Genomic DNA, 18152 nt, shown 5'->3' with positions numbered 1-18152 from the left:
CATCACCGTTTATGACGACTATTGATCGCTACGGGTGGTTTTGTGGACAAAGCCCGGATAGAGTCCGTGGCCATGTAAAGAGTCACAGGCGAGGTGCGTGATGTCCCGCATGATCCGTTTCCATCAGTTCGGCGAGGCCGATGTGCTCAAGCTGGAAGAGCTCCCCACCCCGGTGCCCGGGCACGGCGAGGTTCTGGTGCGCACCCGTGCCATCGGCGTCAGCTGGAAAGACGTGCTTTGGCGTCAGAACCTGGCCTCCGAGTCGGCACGCCTGCCGTCGGGTGTCGGGTTCGAGATGGCCGGCGTGGTCGAGGCCGTGGGCGAGGGGGTCGATGACCTCGAGCCCGGTGTGGCCGTGGCCAGCTTTCCCGCCAGCACCCCCAACCGCTACCCCACCTGGGGCGACCAGGTGTTGCTGCCGCGCAGCGCCCTGACGCGCTACCCGGACGAGGTGCTCACTCCGGTCGAGGCAGCGGTGCACTACACCCCCTTGCTGATGGGCTACTTCGCCCTGATGGACCTGGCCCGGCTCAAACCCGGCCAGCGTGTGCTGGTCACCGAGGCCGGCCATTGCCTGGCGCCGCAGACCGTGCAGTTGGCCAAGGCGCTGGGCGCGGTGGTCATCGCCTCCACCAGCTACCCCGAGAGCCGCCCGTTCCTCAAGGAGCTGGGGGCCGACAAGATCATCGTTACCGAAGAGCAGGACCTGGTGCTGGAGGTCGAGCGCTTCACCGACGGCCAGGGCGTCGAGGTCATCCTCGACCAGTGCGCCGGCCCGCAGATGAAGCTGCTGGGGGATGTCGCCGCCCAGCGCGGCAAGCTGATCCTCTACGGCCTGAACGGTGGCAACGATGCGGCCTTCCCGGCCTGCGCGGCGTTCAAGAAGCACCTGCAGTTCTTCCGTCATTGCGTCATGGATTTCACCGGTGGCGATCCGGAGTCGGGCCTGGAGCGTGATGAGGCGGCCGTTCGCCGCGCTCTGGAGCACATCAACCAGCTCACCCGCGACCACCTGCTCAAGCCGAGCATCGACCGGGTCTTCGAATTCGAGGACTTCATCGAGGCCAGCCGCTACATGGAAACCTGCCCGCCCGGCGGACGGGTGGTGATGCGCGTCGCCGACTGACCTGTTCCCTGCGACCCCTTCAATCCGGCGCCCTGTGCGCCGGATTGCGTTGTGGGCGGCGGTGGTTTCAGCCAGGACTGCAGTCTGCCGTCCCACCTCCTTGCCCGGGTAGTCGATTCCTGCCGGATTCTTGCACGATCCTGCCTGTTTCTATTCGCGTGCGAGACGCCGGTTTTCGCCGCGGTTAGAGTCGGAAGCCTTGCCGGGAGAAGCCCCAACCATGAACTCATCCGTCTCCAACGCCGACCCTGTTTTCACCGCCCCCCTCGGAGCCCAGGACCGGTTCGCCAGGCTGATTGAACGATTCGCCAGGGAGGAGGGCGGCAGCGCCACCGCCATCCCCGGCCTCTGGCTGTTCCGCGCCAGCACGCCCAGCGAACCGCTGCATTGCCTCTACGAGCCCGCCCTGGGCGTGGTGGTCCAGGGCAGCAAGCAAGCCCAGCTCAACGGTGAGTGCTACCGCTACGGTCCGTCCCAGTACCTGATCGTCTCCCTCGACCTGCCGGTGATCGGCCAGGTGCTCGAAGCCACGCCCGAGGTGCCCTACCTCAGCATGCGCCTGGACCTGGAGCCCGCCGCCATCAGCGAGATGCTGCTGCAGATCGCCGAGCCGCCGCCGCTGTCGGCGTCCGCCCGGGGCATCTCGGTGTGCAGCCTGGACGGCGGCCTGCAGGACGCGCTGATCCGCCTGGTGGGTCTGCTGGATACCCCGGCCGACATCCCCGTGCTGGCGCCGCTGATCAAGCGCGAGATCCTCTACCGCCTGCTGATGGGCGAGCGCAGCGCGCAGTTGCGGCAGATCGCCTGCGCCGGCAGCCAGGCCCAGCGCATCGCCCGCGCGGTGGCGTGGTTAAAGACCCACTACCACCGGCCGCTGTCCATCGAAGCCCTGGCCAGCGAAGTGAACATGAGCAGCTCGGCGCTGCACCACCATTTCAAGGCGGTCACCGCCCTCAGCCCGCTGCAGTTCCAGAAGCAGCTGCGCCTGCAGGAGGCGCGGCGGCTGATGCTCAGCGAAGCCCTGGACGCCGCCACCGCCGGCGGCCGCGTCGGCTACGAGAGCCCCTCGCAGTTCAGCCGCGAATACAGCCGGCTGTTCGGCGCGCCGCCCCAGCGCGACATCGCCCGCCTGCGGCAGAGTGCCTGAACCGGCCGCCGCTTCGTCGCCCCGGCACCGGGGTCGGCGGCGGCCTTCTAGTCTGAAGAAAACCAGCCAGGCCGCGTGCGGCCGATGACGACCAACCCGATCCCGAAGAGGTGGGCCAACCGATGATTACCCTCAACCTGAATGGCCAGGACACCGCGCTCGACGTGGCGCCCGACATGCCCCTGCTGTGGGCCCTGCGAGACGTGGCCGGCATGACCGGTACCAAGTACGGCTGCGGCATGTCGCTGTGCGGCGCCTGCACCGTGCACGTCGACGGCCAGCCCACGCGCGCCTGCGTCACCCCCGTTTCCAGCGTGGTGGGGCGTAAGGTCACCACCATCGAAGCGGTGGCCGAGAACGATGTCGGCCGCGCCGTCCAGGCCGCCTGGCGCAAGCTCGACGTGGTGCAGTGCGGCTACTGCCAGTCCGGGCAGATCATGGCGGCCACCGCCCTGCTCAGTGGCAACCGCACGCCCACCGATGCCGACATCGACGCCGCCATGAGCGGCAACATCTGCCGCTGCGCCACCTACGTGCGCATCCGCGCGGCCATCCACGAAGCCGCCGGGCAGCTGGCATGAGGAGCGACGTCATGAGCACCTTCGAGCAGGACGCAGCGCCGGAGACCGGCATCTTCAACGTCAGCCGCCGCACCTTCCTGCGCGGCAGTGGCGGACTGGCCCTGGGGGTGCTGTTCTCGCCCCTGCTGGACGCCGCCGAACTGCTGGCCGGCAACGGCAGCTTCGAACCCAATGCCTTCGTGCGCATCGACCGCAGCGGCCAGGTAACGGTGATCGCCAAGCACGTGGAGATGGGGCAGGGCGCCTACACCGGCCTCGCCACCCTGGTGGCCGAAGAGCTGGAAGCGGACTGGAGCCGGGTCGTGGTGGAGGGCGCGCCCGCCGACGCCAAGCGCTACAACAACCTGGCGTTCGGGCCGTTCCAGGGCACCGGCGGCAGCAGCTCCATCGCCAATGCCTACGAGCAGATGCGCAAGGCCGGTGCCACCGCCCGCGCCATGCTGGTGGCCGCAGCCGCGCGGCAATGGCAGGTACCGGCTGATTCCCTGCGCGTCGAGCAGGGCGTCATCAGCCATGCCGCCAGCGGTCGCAAGGCCGGCTTCGGCGAACTGGCCGAGGCCGCGGCCCGTGAGAGCGTACCGGCCAGCGTCCCCCTCAAGGAGCCGAAGGACTTCCGCCTCATCGGCCAGGCCGTACCGCGCAAGGACAGCCCCGACAAGACCGACGGCCGCGCCGTGTTCACCCAGGACTTCAAGCTGCCCGGCATGCTGGTGGCCGTGGTGGCCTACCCGCCGCGCTTCGGTGCCGTGCCGGCCAAGGTCGACGCCACCCGCGCCAAGGCTGTGCCGGGCGTGGTGGAGGTGGTGGAGTTCCGCGACCTGCCCCACGGCCGTGCCGGCGTCGCCGTGCTGGCGCACAACACCTGGGCTGCCCGCAGCGGCCGGGATGCCCTGGCGGTGGAGTGGGACGAACAGCGTGCCTTCACCCTCGGCAGCGAGGAGATCTTCGCCCGCTACCGTGACGCCGCTGCCCAGCCGGGCACCGTCGCCACCCGCCAGGGGGACGTGGAGCCGGTCCTCGCCAAAGCCCACCAGCGCATCGAGGCAGAGTTCGAATTCCCCTACCTGGCCCACTCGGCCATGGAACCGATGAACTGCCTGGTGCGCCTCTCCGAAGGCGCCTGCGAACTGTGGAACGGCGAGCAGTGGCAGACCGGTGACCAGGCCTCGGTGGCGCGCTTGCTCGGCATCGCCCCGGAGAAGGTCACCATCACCCAGCTCTACGCCGGCGGCAGCTTCGGTCGCCGCGCCAACCCGGTGTCGGACTACCCGCTGGAAGCCGTGGCCATCGCCAAGGCCGCCTGGGACAAGGGCGTGAAGGCGCCGGTCAAGCTGGTATGGACCCGTGAGGACGACACCCGTGGCGGCTACTACCGCCCGGCCTACCTGCACCGCGCACGCCTTGCGCTGGATGCCGAAGGTCGGCTGACCGCCTGGCACCACCGCATCGTCGGGCAATCCATCATCAAGGGCACCGGCTTCGAAGCAGTGATGATCAAGGACGGCGTCGACCAGACCTCGGTGGAGGGCCTCTCCAACCTGTCCTACGCCGTCCCCAACCTGCAGGTGGAGCTGAGCACCCCCAGCGACATCGGCGTCCCCGTGCAGTGGTGGCGCTCGGTGGGCCACACCCACACCGGCTTCGCCGCCGAAGTGCTGGTGGACGAAGCCGCCACCACCGCCGGCAAGGACCCGTACGCCTTCCGCCACGGGCTGCTGGAGAAGCACCCGCGTCACCGAGGCGTGCTGGAACTGGTCGCCGACAAGGCTGGCTGGTCCCGGCCGCTCAAGCCGGGCGCGGAGGGCGAGAAGCGTGGCCGTGGCATTGCCGTGCATGAATCCTTCGGCAGCTACGTGGCCCAGGTGGCGGAGGTGACGGTCAAGGCTGATGGCAGCTTCCGGGTGGATCGGGTGGTCTGCGCGGTGGATTGCGGCCTGGCCATCAACCCGGACGTGATCAAGGCGCAGATGGAGGGCGGCATCGGCTTCGGCCTGGCGGCCGCCCTGCACGGCGCCATCACCCTGCGGGAAGGGCGCGTGGAGCAATCCAACTTCCACGACTACCAGGTGCTGCGGATGAACGAGATGCCGGTGGTGGAGGTGCACATCCTGCCCTCCGCCGAGAAGCCCACCGGCGTCGGCGAACCGGGCGTACCGCCCCTGGCACCGGCAGTGGCCAATGCGCTTTACGCCGCCACCGGCGTGCGCCTGCGCAAGCTGCCGTTCCCCACCCAGGTCAAGGCCTGACCGGCCGGCGAGGTGGCCCTATCAGGCCGCCTCGCCGCGAATCAGCTGGCGCAATGCGCGACGCTCCGCGATGGGCGTGCTCACCTGGAGCATCTCGAAGGTGCCGTCCTCACGGCACAGCGCCACCTCGGTCTCGAAGTGCAGGCGGAACTCATCCTGGGTCACATGGGTGACCAGGTAGCTGTTGTCGTTGCAGGCGTGGGGGAAGGACATGGCTCGATCCTCGTTTCAGCGGGGCAGGTGCCCGACCCGAGGCATGATGCCGCTGCGCTCCCGGGCGCAGAACTGAAAGGGGCTGATGGTCGCCATCAGCCCCATCGATGGACCCGGCGCTAGGCGCTCAGGCGCACGGCCAGCTCGTCCACCTTCACCGCCCAGTCCGCGTCCTGGCCGAGGGCGCTGCGCAGGAAATCCCGCTGGGCCTCGTTCCAGAACGGCGCTTCATGGATCTTCCGACCCTCCTCCAGACGATGGCCCGCGATGAAGGCCTCGATGGCCGGCCGGCTGGCGTCCAGCCCGAGCTGTTCGAACAGGGTGGCAAGGGTATGGGGCGTGGTGTCCATGGTGGTCTCCTGTTGGGTCTGCGGGGTTGGACTTGCGATCCGGCGCAACGGTTCATCGGGTGAGATAGCGACGTTGCAGCGGCAGATAGCTTCTGTGCGCTCCTGGGGGCAGAGCGCGTGTCTGAAAACCCCAAGAAATCCCGCGACCCGGTGCAGCTTTGGCTGTGTCTCGGATTCGGTGAGCGATTTTTCTCGGGTGGTTGTGTGAAATCTCCTGCGTCGGCTCTATAGTGCGCGCCCGAGGAGACACCACCATGAACACCCTGTTACTGCACTGCCGGCCCGGCTTCGAGGGCGAGGTCTGCGCCGAGATCACCGACCTGGCTGCGCGCCTGGAGGTGCCCGGCTATGCCAAGGGCAAGGCCGGCAGCGCCCATGCCGAATTCATCTGCCAGGAGCCCGGCGGTGCCGAGCGCTTGATGCTGGGGCAGCGTTTCGCCCGGTTGATCTTCCCGCGCCAGTGGGCCCGGGGTGAGTTCCTCGCGCTGCCGGAGACCGATCGCATCAGCGTGCTGCTGGAGCACCTGGGTGCCTACCCGGTGTGCGGCAGCCTCTGGCTGGAGGTGCTGGACACCAATGAAGGCAAGGAGCTGTCGAACTTCTGCAAGAAGTTCGAGGGCCCGCTGCGCAAGGCGCTGGAGAAGGCCGGGCGCCTGCGGGACGACCCGCGCCTGCCGCGCTTGTTGCTGACGTTCCGCAGTGGCCGCGAGGTCTTCGTCGGGCTGGCCGAGCCCGACAACTCGGCCCTCTGGCCCATGGGCATCCCGCGCCTGAAGTTCCCCCGCGAGGCGCCCAGCCGCTCGACCCTGAAGCTGGAAGAGGCCTGGCACACCTTCATCCCCCGCGAGCAGTGGGAGACGCGCCTGTCCGGCGACATGACCGGGGTCGACCTGGGGGCTTCGCCCGGCGGCTGGACCTACCAGCTGGTGCGGCGCGGCATGCTGGTCACCGCCATCGACAACGGCCCGATGGCCCAGAGCCTGATGGACACCGGCCTGGTGCAGCACCTGCGGGCCGATGGCTTCACCTACAAGCCGAAGCAGCCGGTGGACTGGATGGTCTGCGACATCGTCGAGAAGCCGGCGCGCAACGCGGCGCTGCTGGAGACCTGGATCGGCGAGGGCCTGTGCCGCGAGGCGGTGGTCAACCTCAAGCTGCCGATGAAGCAGCGCTATGCGGAAGTGCAGCGCCTGCTGCAACGCCTTGAAGAAAGCTTCAAGGCGCGCCGCATCAAGGTGGCGATGGCCTGCAAGCAGCTCTACCACGACCGCGAGGAAGTCACCTGCCACCTGCGGCGCCTCGGCTGAGGCTGCCGCTCAGTGGGGCAGGGGCTGCAGCTCCGGCAGTTCCACTTCACCGGCCAGGCTCACCTGGCCCGGCCACCAGGACCCGTTGAACAGGTACTGCCCGCTGAAGCCGCTGAAGCGCAGGCCGAGGCGGTCACCCGGTTGCAGCCGGGTGCTCACCGAAGGCAGGCGCACGTCGGCCCGCGCGGCCAGCGGGGTGACCTGCTCGTTCAGCACCTCCACATCCCCGTTGGCCCGGCGAACGGCGAGGGCGGCGAACACTTCGTGATCGTCCTGCCGGGGGCGCAGGTGCAACAGGGTCGGCCCCACGAGGGCAGCCGGCTGTTCGATCCGCTTGAGCTCGACGAAGGCCGCCGGCTGCAGCCAGCCGCTGGTGGCGGGGCGCAGGCGGGTTTCCGGCAGGGGCAGCGGGCTGTCCTGGCGCGGTGCTTCGTGCAGGGCCAGGCCCTCGTCGGTGGACAGGCTCAGGCACAGGCGCGGGATGCTGTCCGCCGCGCCGTGACGGCCGCGCAGGCGATCTTCGTACCAGTTCACCACTGCGGTTTCGAGGTTGAGGGCCTGGCCGTCGCAGTGCAGCACCGGTTCGTTGTTGAAGGGCGGCAGGCCGCTCCAGCGCTGCAGCGGTGGCGGCAGGATGTGCCCGCCCTGGATGCCCAGCAGGCGCACGTCGGCGCTGCCCTGGCGCAGGCAGTCGCGGATCGCCAGGCCCTGGTCGAGGGGGAAGAGGGTGTCGCGCAGGCCCTGGATCAGCAGGGCGTCGGCTCGCGGGCGGCGGCCTTGCTCGCAGTAGGCCGCCAGGCTGTGGGCGTGGAGTTCGTCGCGCACCGGCTCGGTCAGCTCGCCGCCGGCACTGCGCAGGTAGGGCGCCTGGATGAATTTGCCGAGGTCGTAGCCGGTGGCCAGGCCGAGACTGACCAGTACGCCGGTCCAGCCCACCTTGAGGCGGCCGCCGGGGGCGAGGGCGTCGGCCAGGTCGTACCAGGTGGCGATGGGCACCAGCACGTCGATGCGCGGGTCTTCGCTGGCGGCCAGCAGTTGCACGGCGCCGCCGTAGCTTTCCCCGAGCATGCCCACGCGCGGGTCTCCGGGGCCGTCCTCGGTCAGGCGCGGCAGGTGGGCGCTGGCCCAGTCCACCACGGCGAGGGCGTCCTGCACTTCATAACGCGGGTCCATCATCTCGATGTCGCCTTCGCTGCCGCCCCAGCCGCGCTGGTCGTAGCTGACCACCCAGTAGCCGGCGCGCCAGGCCCGCAGAGCGGTGCGCCCGGAGATCATGCGCTTACCGTAGAAACCGTCCGGCCCGGTGACCCGCCAGCCTCCCCAGCCGTGGGTGTGCACCACCAGCGGGGCGGTTTCCCCGGCGGCGAGGGCGGGCTGGAACACGGTGGCGGAGAGCCGTGTGCCGTCACGGGCGATGATCACCGCGTCGTACCAGGTGGCGGGCAGGGCCTTGCCGGCCTGGGCGCTGTAGTCGGGCAGGTGGTCACGGGCGGCGCAGCCGCCGAGCAGGAGGAGGGCAAGCAGCAGGCAGGTCGGGCGCATGGTGGTTGGGCATGTGGTGGGCGTGGCGCGGCAGGCTACCACCGTTGCGTTCCGTCCGGCGGCCCATCCAAGGTCGGGCTCTGGGAGTGGGCGGACGCGGCGCTTTGCGCGACAATAGCGCCCCTTCGACGGAGTGCCCCATGACCGATCAGCCCGATGCCATTCTCGACGCCACCGGCCTCAACTGCCCCGAGCCGGTGATGATGCTGCACAACAAGGTGCGCGACCTGCAGGCCGGCGGCCTGCTCAAGGTGATCGCCACCGATCCCTCGACTCGCCGCGACATTCCGAAGTTCTGCATGTTCCTCGGCCACGAGTTGGTGGACCAGGCGGAAGAGGCAGGCACTTATCTGTACTGGATTCGCAAGAAAGCCGATTAACAAACAGGGCCCGAAAGGGCCCTGTTGCGTTGTGGCGACGCTATCGCCGGATCAGGCCACAGCGGTCGGCCGCTGGCTCAGGTGGCGGATGTGCGCCCGGGCGCTGCCGGTGATGCGGTAGCTGAGCATCACCGCCGCCACCGTCAGACCGACGATCAGCCCCTGCCACAGACCGCGCGGGCCGCTGGCTTCGCCCAGCCAGTCGGTCAGCCCCAGCAGCCAGCCCACCGGCAGGCCGATGCCCCAGTAGGAGAACAGGGTGATGACCATGGTGGCGCGGGTGTCCTGGTAGCCCCGCAGCGCACCGGCGGCGGTCACCTGGATGGCGTCGGAGAACTGGAACAGCGCGGCGAACACCAGCAGCGAGGCGGCCATGGCGATCACCTCCGGGTCCGGCGTGTAGATGCCGGCGATGCCTTGGCGCAGCAGCATCATCAGGCTCGCCGAGAGGCAGGCGTAGGCCAGCGCGGTGGCCATCCCCACGCCGGCGGCGAAGCGCGCCTCGCGGGGCTCGCCACGGCCCAGGGCCTGGCCGACGCGCACGGTGACGGCCATCGCCAGGGAGTAGGGGATCATGAACACCAGGGAGCTGAAGTTCAGGGCGATCTGGTGGCCGGCCACTACGTTGGCGCCGAGGCCGCCGATCAGCAGGGCGATCACCGCGAAGATGCTCGACTCGGCGAACACCGCGATGCCGATGGGCAGGCCCACCGACAGCAGGCGGCGGATCACCGACCAGTCGGGCCGCTCGAAGCGGGCGAACAGGGCGCTGCCCTGGTAGACGCGGGCGAAGCGCACCCAGCCGAGCATGCCCAGGAACATCATCCACATCACCGTGCCGCTAGCCCAGCCGCAGCCCACGCCGCCCATGGCCGGGAAGCCCAGGTGGCCGTAGATCAGCACGTAGTTCAGCGGGATGTTCAGCAGCAGCCCGCAGATGCCCAGCACCATGCTCGGGCGGGTCCTGCCCAGGCCGTCGCTGAAGCAGCGCAGCACCTGGTAGAGCGCCACCGCCGGCAGCCCGTAGGCGATGCCGTGCAGGTAGCCCATGCTCGGGGCGATCAGGTCTTCCTCCACGCCCATCAGGTGCAGCACCGGCTCGGCGCACAGCAGCAGGCCGGCGCCGCCCAGGCCCACGGCCACGGCCAGCCACAGGGCCTGGCGCACCAGCGGGCCGATCTCGCCCTGCTGGCCGGCGCCGAAGCGCTGCGCCACCTTGGCGGTGGTGGCCAGGAGGATGCCGGTCATCAGCAGGAACACGGGTATCCAGATGGAGTTGCCCAGGGCCACGGCGGCCAGGTCGCGGGGGCTCACGCGGCCGGCCATCACGGCGTCGACGAAGCCCATGGCCGAGTGGGAGAGCTGGGCGATCATGATCGGCAGGGCGAGGGTGAATAGGGCTCGGAGTTCGCGACGGGTACGGTCGAGGCGAGTTCGGATGGTCACGGGAGGTCTTTCCATGGCTGTGTAGCGTTCACCGGTACGGCGGTGGCGTCCGTCTTGCGTATGCCCGGCGGGCCCCCTAAAAACTGGCTGCGTGGCCATCGCTGCGTTAAAAACAGGCTCGTGCGCGAGTCCGATCAAAATGCTCATTTACACCGCGTAAACTGCGCTTTTTCGCCTGTTTTTGCCTTGCGTTGACTGCCTCGCTTACGTTTTTAGAGGTGCCCTGTCGGGCCGCCTGGCTGCGATGGGCTCGCAGCGGGCGCTGAAGCGGCCGTGGCAGGGGGACTGCCGGCGATGGGGAATCAGCGGAGGCGAAAGACCGCGTAGTCTACGCGTTGACGCATGGGTCAGGAAAGGGCTGTAGGACCTTGCGCGACGGATTCCGTAGAATGCCCACCCCGCCCATGGAGTGCCCCCATGCAGATCCTCGCTGACGAGAACATTCCCCTGGTCGATGCCTTCTTCGGAGGCTTCGGCACCATCCGCCGCCTGCCCGGCCGGGCCATCGACCGTGCCGCCCTGGGCGATGCCGAAGTGTTGTTGGTGCGCTCGGTGACCCACGTAAACCGCGCCCTGCTGGAAGGCAGCGCGCTGCGCTTCGTCGGCACCTGCACCATCGGCACCGATCATCTGGACACCCAGGCCCTCGACGCGGGCGGTATCGCCTGGTCCAGTGCGCCGGGCTGCAACGCCCGGGGCGTGGTGGACTACGTGCTGGGCAGCCTGCTGACCCTGGCCGAGGGCGCCGGCGTCGACCCGGCCAGCCGCACCTATGGAGTCGTTGGCGCCGGCCAGGTGGGCGGGCGCCTGGTACGGGTGCTGCGCGAGCTGGGTTGGACCGTGCTGGTCTGCGACCCACCGCGCCAGGCCGCCGAGGGTGGCGACTACGTGGACCTGGACACCCTGCTGGCGCGTTGCGACGCCATCAGCCTGCACACCCCGCTGGAAAAATCCGGCGACCACCCCACCCATCACCTGCTCGATGCCACCCGCCTGGCCGCCTTGCGCGAAGGCACCTGGCTGATCAATGCCGCCCGTGGCGCGGTGGTGGACAACCGTGCCCTGCGCGACGTGCTGGGCCGGCGCCCGGACCTGCGCGTGGTGCTGGATGTGTGGGAGGGCGAGCCCGAGGCGGACCCGCAACTGGCCGCGCTGTGCCGCATCGCCACCCCGCACATCGCCGGCTACAGCCTGGATGGCAAGCTGCGCGGCACCGAGCAGATCTACCAGGCCTTCTGCCGGGCCCTGAAGCAGCCCGAGACGGTGCGCCTGGCCGACCTGTTGCCGGCGCCCTGGCTGCCCGAACTGGTTCTGGATGCCAGCGCCGATCCGCAGTGGGCGCTGCCCATGCTCTGCCGCGCGGTGTACGACCCGCGCCGGGACGACGCCGACTTCCGCCGCAGCCTGGTGGGGGACGCCACCCAGCGCCGCGCTGCCTTCGACGCACTGCGCAAGCACTACCCGGTGCGCCGCGAGATCGACGGCCTGCGGGTGCGCCTGCTGGGCGAGTCGCCCGCGTTGCAACGCTGCATCCGCGCCCTCGGCGCGACCCTCGCCTGACCTGCGGCGCGCTGCCGCGCAACGGCGGCGCCTGCCTGTCGCCGGCGCCGTGCTATAACCCTTGGACTTCAAGCCCCGCAACCACGGAGATGGACGAATGAGCGACACCCAGAACACCCCCAAGTCGAATGCCGCCGAAATCCTCAGCAGCTATGACCTGAGCACGGCGAAGGACTTCGAGTGGACGGGGCGCAGCATGGACTGGTTCCTGCAGATGCTGGTGCGCCAGGCCAACGAGCTCGGCGTGGAAGTGGGCATCACCCTCACCGTCGGCGCGGGCCTGGTCAGCGGCACGCTGATCTCCGTGGAGAGCTACTTCGACCTGTTCGCCCAGGAATACGCCCACTCCTGGCCGGAAGAGGGCCGCGAGGACATCCGCGCCACCTTCGCCAAGCTCGGCGTCATGGCCAAGTCCACCGGGGAAGACCCGAACCTGCTGCCGCCCCAGTACATCCACCTGCGTGATGTCAGCGTCTACGCCGCCGGCGGCCTGACCTGCACCGGGCTGACCCTGTGGCGTGGCACCCTGGCCTCGGTCACCGGTTTCAACCTCGGCACCCTCAGCTGATCCTGCCGACGGCCTGCGTGGCTGTCAGTACTTGCGCCTGACCGCCACGTCCTGGATGCCGTGGCCGGTGGTCAGGCGCAGGTAGTCCTTGTTGTCCCTCGGCGGCGTCTCCCCCAGTGGAATGCCGTGTCGCTCCACCAGCAGCGCATGGATATCGGCGCTGCTGGGCGGTCCGTCCAGTTCGACGATGAACGCCTGCGGGCTCCCGTGGAGCCGGTAGATGATTTCGTATCGATAGCTGCCAGGCATCTCGCGTCTCCGCTTGCGGCTGTCCGATGTTGGACGGCGGAATGCCGTGAAGGTGCGGGGCATTTGACGGCTTCAGGGGCTCCTCGCCGGTCAGTGCGGGCAGGACGGTGGCGGCATCGTGGCGACCCATGAGTACTATCGAGCGGACTGATTTCCGCACCGCCAGGCCGGCTCCTAGAGTGGCGCCATCGTCCGCATCGTCCACATCGTCCTGGAGTCCAGCATGCACAGTGCCGAGATCATGTCCCTGGTCGGCTCAGCCGTCCCCGAAACCCTGCGCCGCGCCGGCCACCTGACGTGCTGGCTGGTGGTGCTGGATGGCGCGGTGAAGGCCGGCCCCTTCGTGCGCCTGGCCGATGCCCAGGCCAGCCAGGCCATCTGGCTGCTGGAGAGCGCCAAGCGGCGCAAGCGCCAGAGTGCTGCGCTCGCCGCCTGACGGAAGGCTCAACCCAGCGTTGCGCTGTGCTCCAGCAAGACCGACTCGTCGGCCTTCAGGCGGCCGGGGAGGAAGTCGCGGAGGAACTCCACCCAGGTGCGGATCTTCGCATCGAGGAACTGCCGCGACGGGTACAGCGCGTAGATGCCCAGCGGGAACAGGCTGTGATGGGGCAGCACCCGCACCAGGCTGCCGTCCCGCAGGCCGTGCACCGCCGAGTACACCGGCAGCACACCGATGCCCATGCCCGCCCGCAGCGCCTCGGTCAGCGCATCGGCGGTGTTCACCTGGAAGGGCGTCTGGGTGATGGTGATCATCTGCTGCCCGTCCGGGCCATCGAAGGTCCACTTGTCCAGCGACATCACCGAGTTCACCAGGCGCAGGCAGCGATGCCCCAGCAGGTCGGCGGGCTGGCGTGGCGCGCCGTGCTTGGCGATGTAGCCGGGGGAGGCGCAGAGCACGCTGTAGGTGGTGCCCAGCTGCTTGGAGATGAAGCCCGAGTCCGGCAGCTCCTGGGCGATCACCACTGAAATGTCGTAACCCTCGTCGAGGATGTCCGTGGTGCGGTTGGCCAGGGTCAGGTCGAAGCTCACGTCCGGGTAGGTCTCGGCGTACTGTGCGATGGCTTCGATCAGGTAGTGCTGGCCGATGCCGGTCATGGCATGGACCTTCAGGTTGCCGGCGGGGCGGGCGTGGGCTTCGCTGGCTTCGGCTTCGGCCTCCTCGATGTAGCCGAGGATCTGCTCGCATCGCATCAGGTAGCGCTGGCCGGCTTCGGTGAGGGCAATGCGGCGGGTGGTTCGGTGCAACAGGCGGGTTCGCAGGTGGGTCTCCAGGGTGGCGACCGCGCGGGAAACGTAGGAGGTGGTCAGGTCCAGTCGTTGGGCGGCGGCGGTGAAGCTGCCGGTCTCCGCGACACAGACGAAGGCACGCATGTTGAAGAGGATGTCCATCAAGGGCTCCGGCCCGGAACGGGGCGCGAATTCTGGCATGAAGTGGTGCCGCCGATTATGGCCGCTGAGTACACAATGAATCACCTATCCGTGTGCTTATCCTGACCCCCGGGCGACACATAGAATCGCCGCCGTTACGGGCCACCAGAGCCCTTGCCATCAGGATTCGCCGCACGTGCCCCGCATCGATCGGCCCGGCTTGCTCCGGGTCAGCCTGTACGTCTGTTTCCCGCTCCTCTGTTCCTGCATCGACTCCAACGGCATCGCCCCGGCCAGCCAGGTCCCCGACCCGGCCGCGCTGGAGGTGGGGGCCGCCATCGCCTCGGCCGAGGCCCAGGCCGGCTGGCCCGCCAGCCAGTGGTGGCGAGCCTTCGGCGACCCGCAGCTGGACGCCTGGATGGACCGCGCCCTGGCCGGCAGCCCGAGCCTGGACATGGCCGCCGCCCGGGTCCGCCAGGCGCGGGCCCTGGCCCACGTGGTGGAGGCGGACGAATCGCCCAGCCTCGGCCTGGCCGCCAACGTGCAGCGCAAGCGCTGGCCCGACGACGCCTTCTATGGCCCCGGCGACCTGGCGCGCACCAGCTCCTGGAACAACACCAGCCAGCTCGGCTTCAGCTACCCGCTGGACCTCTGGGGCCGCGAGCGTGCCCGTGGCGAGGCGGCGGTGGACCGTGCCCGGGCCAGCGTCGCCGAAGCCCGCCTGGCAGCCCTGGAGCTGCAGGGCAACCTGGTGCGCGCCTACATCGGCTTCGCGCTCCATCACAGCCAGTTGGACATCGCCCAGGCCGAGCTGACCCAGCGCCAGCAACTGGTGGGACTGGCCAAGCGTCGTCGCCACGATGGCATCGGCACCCGCCTGGAGGTGACCCGCGCGGAAATGGGCATCCCGCCCGTGGAGCGGCAGATCGACGAACTGCGCGAAAGCATCGCCCTCGATCACAACCTGATCGCCGCACTGGCAGGGGAGGGGCCGGGGGCGGCCGAAGCCATGACACGGCCGCGCCTGGCGCTGCTCAGGGACATCGGCCTGCCGCCGCGCCTGCCCCTGGAACTGCTCGGCCATCGCCCGGACCTGGTGGCGGCACGCTGGCAGGTGGCGGCCGAAGCCAAGGGCATCGAGGCAGCCAAGGCGGATTTCTACCCCAACGTCGACCTGCTCGGCGGTCTTGGCACCTCGGCGGTGCAGGGCGGCGTGCTGGATTTCCTGCGCTACGACAAGCTCACCTGGGGCCTCGGCCCGGCGCTGTCCCTGCCGGTCTACGACGGCGGGCGGCGGCGCGGCCAACTGGCCGAAGCCAGCGCCGGCTACGACCTGGCAGTGGGGCATTACGACCAGACCCTGGTGCAGGCCATCAAGGGCGTGGCCGATGCCCTGGTGCGCCTGGAGTCGCTGCACCAGCAACAGCGCCTGGCGGAAGTCTCCGTGGCCCAGGCGCGACACGCCTGCGACCTGACCCTGCTGGCCCAGCAACGCGGGCTGACCGACTACAGCGAGGTGCTGCAGGCGCAGCCGGCCCTGTTCGAGGCCCAGCGCGTGGAGCAGCAGGTGCGCGCACGGCGCCTCGCCGCCCAGGCCGACCTGCTGCTGCAACTGGGCGGCGGCCTGCCCCAGGAAGCCGGCCCTGCCCCTGAACACCTGACGCCCTCCGAACCCCGCTTCCGCCTGGCACGCCCATGAACATCGACGCTACCTGGACCACGGCGCTGCGCCGTGACCTCGCCCATTGGGCCCGTACCGAAGGGGTCACCTGGGTCTTCATCTTCAAGGCCCTGCTCACCGCCTTCATCGCCCTGTGGCTGGCCTACCGCCTGGAGCTGCCGCAGCCCGGCACGGTGCTGGTCACCGTGTTCATCGTCATGCAGCCGCAGAGCGGGCAGGTTCTGGCCAAGAGCTTCTACCGCATCATCGGCACGCTGCTGGGGCTGACGGTGATGGTGGCGCTGATCGCCCTGTTCAACCAGGAGCGGGTGCTGTTCATGCTGGCCATCGCCATCTGGATCGGCCTGTGCACCGCCGGCGCGGCACGCTACCGGGACTTCCGTGGCTACGCCTGCGTGCTGGCCGGCTACACCGCCGTGATCATCGGCCTGCCCGCCACCCTGCACCCCGAAGGTGCCTTCATGTCGGCGCTGTGGCGGGTGCTGGAGATCACCCTGGGCATCCTCTGCACCGGCCTCGTCAGCGCCCTGGTGCTGCCCCAGACCACCAGCGCCGACCTGCGCGGCACCTTGCAGGCGCGCTTTCGAGACTTCGCTGCATTCGCCTGCGAAGGCCTGGCCGGCAGCCTCGACAGCGAGCGCTTCGAAGCGCTCAACGCGCGCTTCGCCGCCGTGGCCGTGGGCCTGGAGAACATGCGCAACGCCACCACCTTCGAGGACCCGCACATGCGCATGCGCGCCGGGCGGCTGGCACGGCTGAACAACGAGTTCATGGTCCTTTCCACGCGCTTCCACGCCTTGCACCAGTTGCTCAAGCGCCTGCACCTGGGCGGCGCCCATCTGGTGCGCGAGGCCTTGCAGCCGTGCCTCGGCGAGGTCTCGGCGCTGCTGGCCGCGCAGCGCGAGCGCCTGGGCAGCGACGCCGAGGCGGCAGAGTTCGCCGAACGCCTGGCCGCCTGCCGACAGGAGCTGATGCAACTGATCCGCAGCGGGCGCGGCTGGTTGGCCGAACGCCAGGTGGACGAGGCCGGCGCGCTGGATTTCGATACCGCCGCCGAGCTGCTGTTCCGCTTCGTCGACGACCTCCACGGCTACGCCATGACCCTGGCCTCGCTGCTGGAACACCGCCACCACCGTGAGGACTGGCAGGAGAGCTTCCGCCCCCGCGCCAACCCCCTGGCCGCCGCCGTGGCGGGGATGCGCAGCAGCCTGCTGATCCTCGCCCTTGGCACCTTCTGGATGGCCACCGCCTGGCCCGCCGGGGAGACCTTCACCATGACGGTGGGAATGATCTCGGCCCTGGCCTCGTCCTCCTCCAACCCCAAGCGGCTGGCGCTGCAACTGACCCTGGGCGCCACCGGCGGCGCCCTGGCGGGCATCTTCACCACCTTCTGCGTGCTGCCCTCGCTGGATGGCTTCGTCATGCTCTGCTGCGCCCTGGCGCCCACCTTCGCCCTCGGCGCGCTGCTGCTGTCCCGCCCGGCCTGGTCCGGCTACGGCGTGGGGCTGCTGGTGTGGTTCTGCCTGCTGTCGCTGCCGGGCAACCTGGTGCAGTACGACCCTTACCGGCTGCTCAACGAGTACCTGGCGGTGCTGCTGTCGATGACCGTGGCGACCCTGGCGGCTGCGCTGATCCTGCCACCTAACCGGCCCTGGCTGTGGCGGCGCCTGGAGCACGACCTGCGCATGTGCGCGGTGCACACCGTCAGCGGGCGCATCCGTGGACTGGTGAGCGGTTTCGAGAGCGGCACCCGTGACCTGCTGGCCCAGGCCTATGCCTTCTCCGCCGGGCGTCCGGACATCCAGCGCCGGCTGCTGCGCTGGATGTTCGCTGTGCAGGAGGTGGGGCACGCGGTGATCGAACTGCGCCTGGAGCAGGCGCGCTTGCCGGCGCTGTCCTGCTATGCCGAATCCATGCCCTGGCGCCACGCCGTGCGCGCCATGGGCCGGGCGCTGATCCGCCTGCTGATCCAGCCCGGCGAGGTCAATCGCCAGCGTGCGCTGCAGGCCGTCGAACAGGCCATCGAGGCGGTGCGCGCCACCCCCGAGCCCTGCGCGCCACAGTTCGAGACCTCGCCGCTGCGCCGGTTGCAGAGCTACCTGCACTTCATCCGCACCTCCCTGCTGGACCCCCTGGCGCCCTGGGCCGAGCACCAGGACGCCGGCACCGCCCCGGTACCCGCCCATGCCCCGTGAAATCGCCGTGCACGGCGTCTACCTGCCGAGCCTGACCCTGCTGTTCCTGATCACCCTGGTCGGCGGCTGGCTGATCGACCGCGTCGCTGCGCGGCTCGGCCTCTACCGCCTGGCCTGGCACCCCGTGCTGCTGCGGGTCTGCCTGTTCACCTGCCTGTACGCCTCCCTGGCCCTGGCCACCTACCGTTGAGAG

The 18152-nt window shown here is 69.5% G+C and carries 18 protein-coding genes; 12 read left to right on the top strand and 6 right to left on the bottom strand.

From position 1 onward, the window contains the following. Positions 1-100 precede the first annotated feature (100 nt). The 4 genes from SZ55_RS07680 (at position 101) to SZ55_RS07665 (ending at position 5100) form a co-directional block, all read left to right on the top strand. Positions 101-1126 carry a zinc-dependent alcohol dehydrogenase family protein gene (locus SZ55_RS07680; protein ID WP_044403718.1) on the top strand — a complete coding sequence of 342 codons (1026 nt, stop codon included), beginning with the start codon at positions 101-103 and terminating at the stop codon, positions 1124-1126. A 220-nt stretch (positions 1127-1346) separates the two neighbouring features. Next, positions 1347-2273 carry an AraC family transcriptional regulator gene (locus SZ55_RS07675; protein WP_082078164.1) on the top strand — a complete coding sequence of 309 codons (927 nt, stop codon included), beginning with the start codon at positions 1347-1349 and terminating at the stop codon, positions 2271-2273. A 122-nt stretch (positions 2274-2395) separates the two neighbouring features. Then, positions 2396-2854 (top strand): (2Fe-2S)-binding protein, encoded by a 459-nt coding sequence (locus SZ55_RS07670; RefSeq protein ID WP_044403716.1) that lies wholly within the window; start codon positions 2396-2398, stop codon positions 2852-2854. Between the two features lie 11 nt (positions 2855-2865). Then, positions 2866-5100 (top strand): xanthine dehydrogenase family protein molybdopterin-binding subunit, encoded by a 2235-nt coding sequence (locus SZ55_RS07665; RefSeq protein ID WP_044403714.1) that lies wholly within the window; start codon positions 2866-2868, stop codon positions 5098-5100. A 21-nt stretch (positions 5101-5121) separates the two neighbouring features. Here SZ55_RS07665 and ptrC read toward each other — a convergent pair whose 3' ends face one another. Together ptrC and SZ55_RS07655 are read right to left on the bottom strand one after the other, a co-directional pair. After that, complete coding sequence (ptrC, locus tag SZ55_RS07660) at positions 5122-5313, bottom strand: type III secretion system co-regulatory protein PtrC (RefSeq protein ID WP_044403712.1); 192 nt, start codon at positions 5311-5313, stop codon at positions 5122-5124. A gap of 119 nt (positions 5314-5432) precedes the next feature. Continuing rightward, positions 5433-5663, bottom strand: a complete 231-nt coding sequence (locus tag SZ55_RS07655; RefSeq protein ID WP_044403710.1) for a DUF2789 domain-containing protein — start codon at positions 5661-5663, stop codon at positions 5433-5435. Between the two features lie 254 nt (positions 5664-5917). Between SZ55_RS07655 and rlmM the strand changes: the two genes are divergently transcribed. After that, the gene (gene rlmM / locus SZ55_RS07650; protein WP_044403708.1) at positions 5918-6970 is read left to right on the top strand and encodes a 23S rRNA (cytidine(2498)-2'-O)-methyltransferase RlmM; all 1053 of its coding nucleotides are present in this window, start codon (positions 5918-5920) and stop codon (positions 6968-6970) included. Positions 6971-6979: 9 nt separating this feature from the next. On the opposite strand, the gene SZ55_RS07645 is transcribed toward rlmM, so the two are convergent. After that, positions 6980-8512 carry an alpha/beta hydrolase gene (locus SZ55_RS07645; protein WP_044403706.1) on the bottom strand — a complete coding sequence of 511 codons (1533 nt, stop codon included), beginning with the start codon at positions 8510-8512 and terminating at the stop codon, positions 6980-6982. Positions 8513-8652: 140 nt separating this feature from the next. On the opposite strand from SZ55_RS07645, the gene tusA reads away from it, so the two are divergent. Next, positions 8653-8892, top strand: a complete 240-nt coding sequence (gene tusA, locus SZ55_RS07640; protein WP_044403704.1) for a sulfurtransferase TusA — start codon at positions 8653-8655, stop codon at positions 8890-8892. A 51-nt stretch (positions 8893-8943) separates the two neighbouring features. On the opposite strand, the gene SZ55_RS07635 is transcribed toward tusA, so the two are convergent. Beyond that, positions 8944-10338: an MATE family efflux transporter gene (locus SZ55_RS07635; RefSeq protein WP_232060726.1), complete on the bottom strand. Its 1395-nt coding sequence runs from the start codon at positions 10336-10338 to the stop codon at positions 8944-8946. A 417-nt stretch (positions 10339-10755) separates the two neighbouring features. Here SZ55_RS07635 and pdxB point away from each other — a divergent pair, with 417 nt between their 5' ends. Both pdxB and SZ55_RS07625 read left to right on the top strand, forming a co-directional pair. Continuing rightward, positions 10756-11898, top strand: a complete 1143-nt coding sequence (pdxB, locus tag SZ55_RS07630; protein WP_044403700.1) for a 4-phosphoerythronate dehydrogenase PdxB — start codon at positions 10756-10758, stop codon at positions 11896-11898. A gap of 97 nt (positions 11899-11995) precedes the next feature. Then, the gene (locus tag SZ55_RS07625; protein WP_052807548.1) at positions 11996-12466 is read left to right on the top strand and encodes a hypothetical protein; all 471 of its coding nucleotides are present in this window, start codon (positions 11996-11998) and stop codon (positions 12464-12466) included. Positions 12467-12490: 24 nt separating this feature from the next. On the opposite strand, the gene SZ55_RS07620 is transcribed toward SZ55_RS07625, so the two are convergent. Next, the gene (locus tag SZ55_RS07620; RefSeq protein ID WP_044403698.1) at positions 12491-12715 is read right to left on the bottom strand and encodes a hypothetical protein; all 225 of its coding nucleotides are present in this window, start codon (positions 12713-12715) and stop codon (positions 12491-12493) included. A gap of 223 nt (positions 12716-12938) precedes the next feature. Here SZ55_RS07620 and SZ55_RS07615 point away from each other — a divergent pair, with 223 nt between their 5' ends. Further along, entirely contained in the window at positions 12939-13151 is a 213-nt protein-coding gene (locus SZ55_RS07615) for a hypothetical protein (RefSeq protein WP_044403696.1), read from the top strand. Positions 13152-13159: 8 nt separating this feature from the next. On the opposite strand, the gene SZ55_RS07610 is transcribed toward SZ55_RS07615, so the two are convergent. Further along, complete coding sequence (locus tag SZ55_RS07610; RefSeq protein WP_044403693.1) at positions 13160-14104, bottom strand: LysR family transcriptional regulator; 945 nt, start codon at positions 14102-14104, stop codon at positions 13160-13162. A gap of 175 nt (positions 14105-14279) precedes the next feature. On the opposite strand from SZ55_RS07610, the gene SZ55_RS07605 reads away from it, so the two are divergent. From SZ55_RS07605 to SZ55_RS07595, 3 genes are read left to right on the top strand one after another with little or no spacing between them, the layout of a single operon-like run. Further along, the gene (locus tag SZ55_RS07605; RefSeq protein ID WP_044403691.1) at positions 14280-15782 is read left to right on the top strand and encodes an efflux transporter outer membrane subunit; all 1503 of its coding nucleotides are present in this window, start codon (positions 14280-14282) and stop codon (positions 15780-15782) included. Continuing rightward, complete coding sequence (locus SZ55_RS07600) at positions 15779-17959, top strand: FUSC family protein (protein ID WP_044403689.1); 2181 nt, start codon at positions 15779-15781, stop codon at positions 17957-17959. The genes SZ55_RS07605 and SZ55_RS07600 overlap by 4 nt, the downstream gene beginning before the upstream one ends. Further along, on the top strand, positions 17949-18149 hold the full coding sequence (locus SZ55_RS07595; protein WP_044403687.1) for a DUF1656 domain-containing protein: 201 nt from the start codon (positions 17949-17951) through the stop codon (positions 18147-18149). Before SZ55_RS07600 ends, SZ55_RS07595 begins: the two co-directional genes overlap by 11 nt. Positions 18150-18152 lie beyond the last annotated feature (3 nt).

The organism is Pseudomonas sp. FeS53a (genome assembly GCF_000931385.1).
Lineage (GTDB): Bacteria > Pseudomonadota > Gammaproteobacteria > Pseudomonadales > Pseudomonadaceae > Metapseudomonas > Metapseudomonas otitidis.
This window is presented reverse-complemented; position numbering and strand designations above follow the sequence as displayed.

Bases quoted from the DNA above. Each gene is read 5' to 3' on its own strand.
- SZ55_RS07610 (WP_044403693.1), bottom strand. From the start codon at position 14,104: ATGGACATCCTCTTCAACATGCGTGCCTTCGTCTGTGTCGCGGAGACC.
- ptrC (WP_044403712.1), bottom strand. From the start codon at position 5,313: ATGTCCTTCCCCCACGCCTGCAACGACAACAGCTACCTGGTCACCCAT.
- SZ55_RS07655 (WP_044403710.1), bottom strand. From the start codon at position 5,663: ATGGACACCACGCCCCATACCCTTGCCACCCTGTTCGAACAGCTCGGG.
- SZ55_RS07625 (WP_052807548.1), top strand. From the start codon at position 11,996: ATGAGCGACACCCAGAACACCCCCAAGTCGAATGCCGCCGAAATCCTC.
- SZ55_RS07665 (WP_044403714.1), top strand. From the start codon at position 2,866: ATGAGCACCTTCGAGCAGGACGCAGCGCCGGAGACCGGCATCTTCAAC.
- pdxB (WP_044403700.1), top strand. From the start codon at position 10,756: ATGCAGATCCTCGCTGACGAGAACATTCCCCTGGTCGATGCCTTCTTC.
- SZ55_RS07600 (WP_044403689.1), top strand. From the start codon at position 15,779: ATGAACATCGACGCTACCTGGACCACGGCGCTGCGCCGTGACCTCGCC.
- SZ55_RS07670 (WP_044403716.1), top strand. From the start codon at position 2,396: ATGATTACCCTCAACCTGAATGGCCAGGACACCGCGCTCGACGTGGCG.
- SZ55_RS07645 (WP_044403706.1), bottom strand. From the start codon at position 8,512: ATGCGCCCGACCTGCCTGCTGCTTGCCCTCCTCCTGCTCGGCGGCTGC.
- rlmM (WP_044403708.1), top strand. From the start codon at position 5,918: ATGAACACCCTGTTACTGCACTGCCGGCCCGGCTTCGAGGGCGAGGTC.
- SZ55_RS07675 (WP_082078164.1), top strand. From the start codon at position 1,347: ATGAACTCATCCGTCTCCAACGCCGACCCTGTTTTCACCGCCCCCCTC.
- SZ55_RS07595 (WP_044403687.1), top strand. From the start codon at position 17,949: ATGCCCCGTGAAATCGCCGTGCACGGCGTCTACCTGCCGAGCCTGACC.
- SZ55_RS07680 (WP_044403718.1), top strand. From the start codon at position 101: ATGTCCCGCATGATCCGTTTCCATCAGTTCGGCGAGGCCGATGTGCTC.
- tusA (WP_044403704.1), top strand. From the start codon at position 8,653: ATGACCGATCAGCCCGATGCCATTCTCGACGCCACCGGCCTCAACTGC.
- SZ55_RS07615 (WP_044403696.1), top strand. From the start codon at position 12,939: ATGCACAGTGCCGAGATCATGTCCCTGGTCGGCTCAGCCGTCCCCGAA.
- SZ55_RS07620 (WP_044403698.1), bottom strand. From the start codon at position 12,715: ATGCCTGGCAGCTATCGATACGAAATCATCTACCGGCTCCACGGGAGC.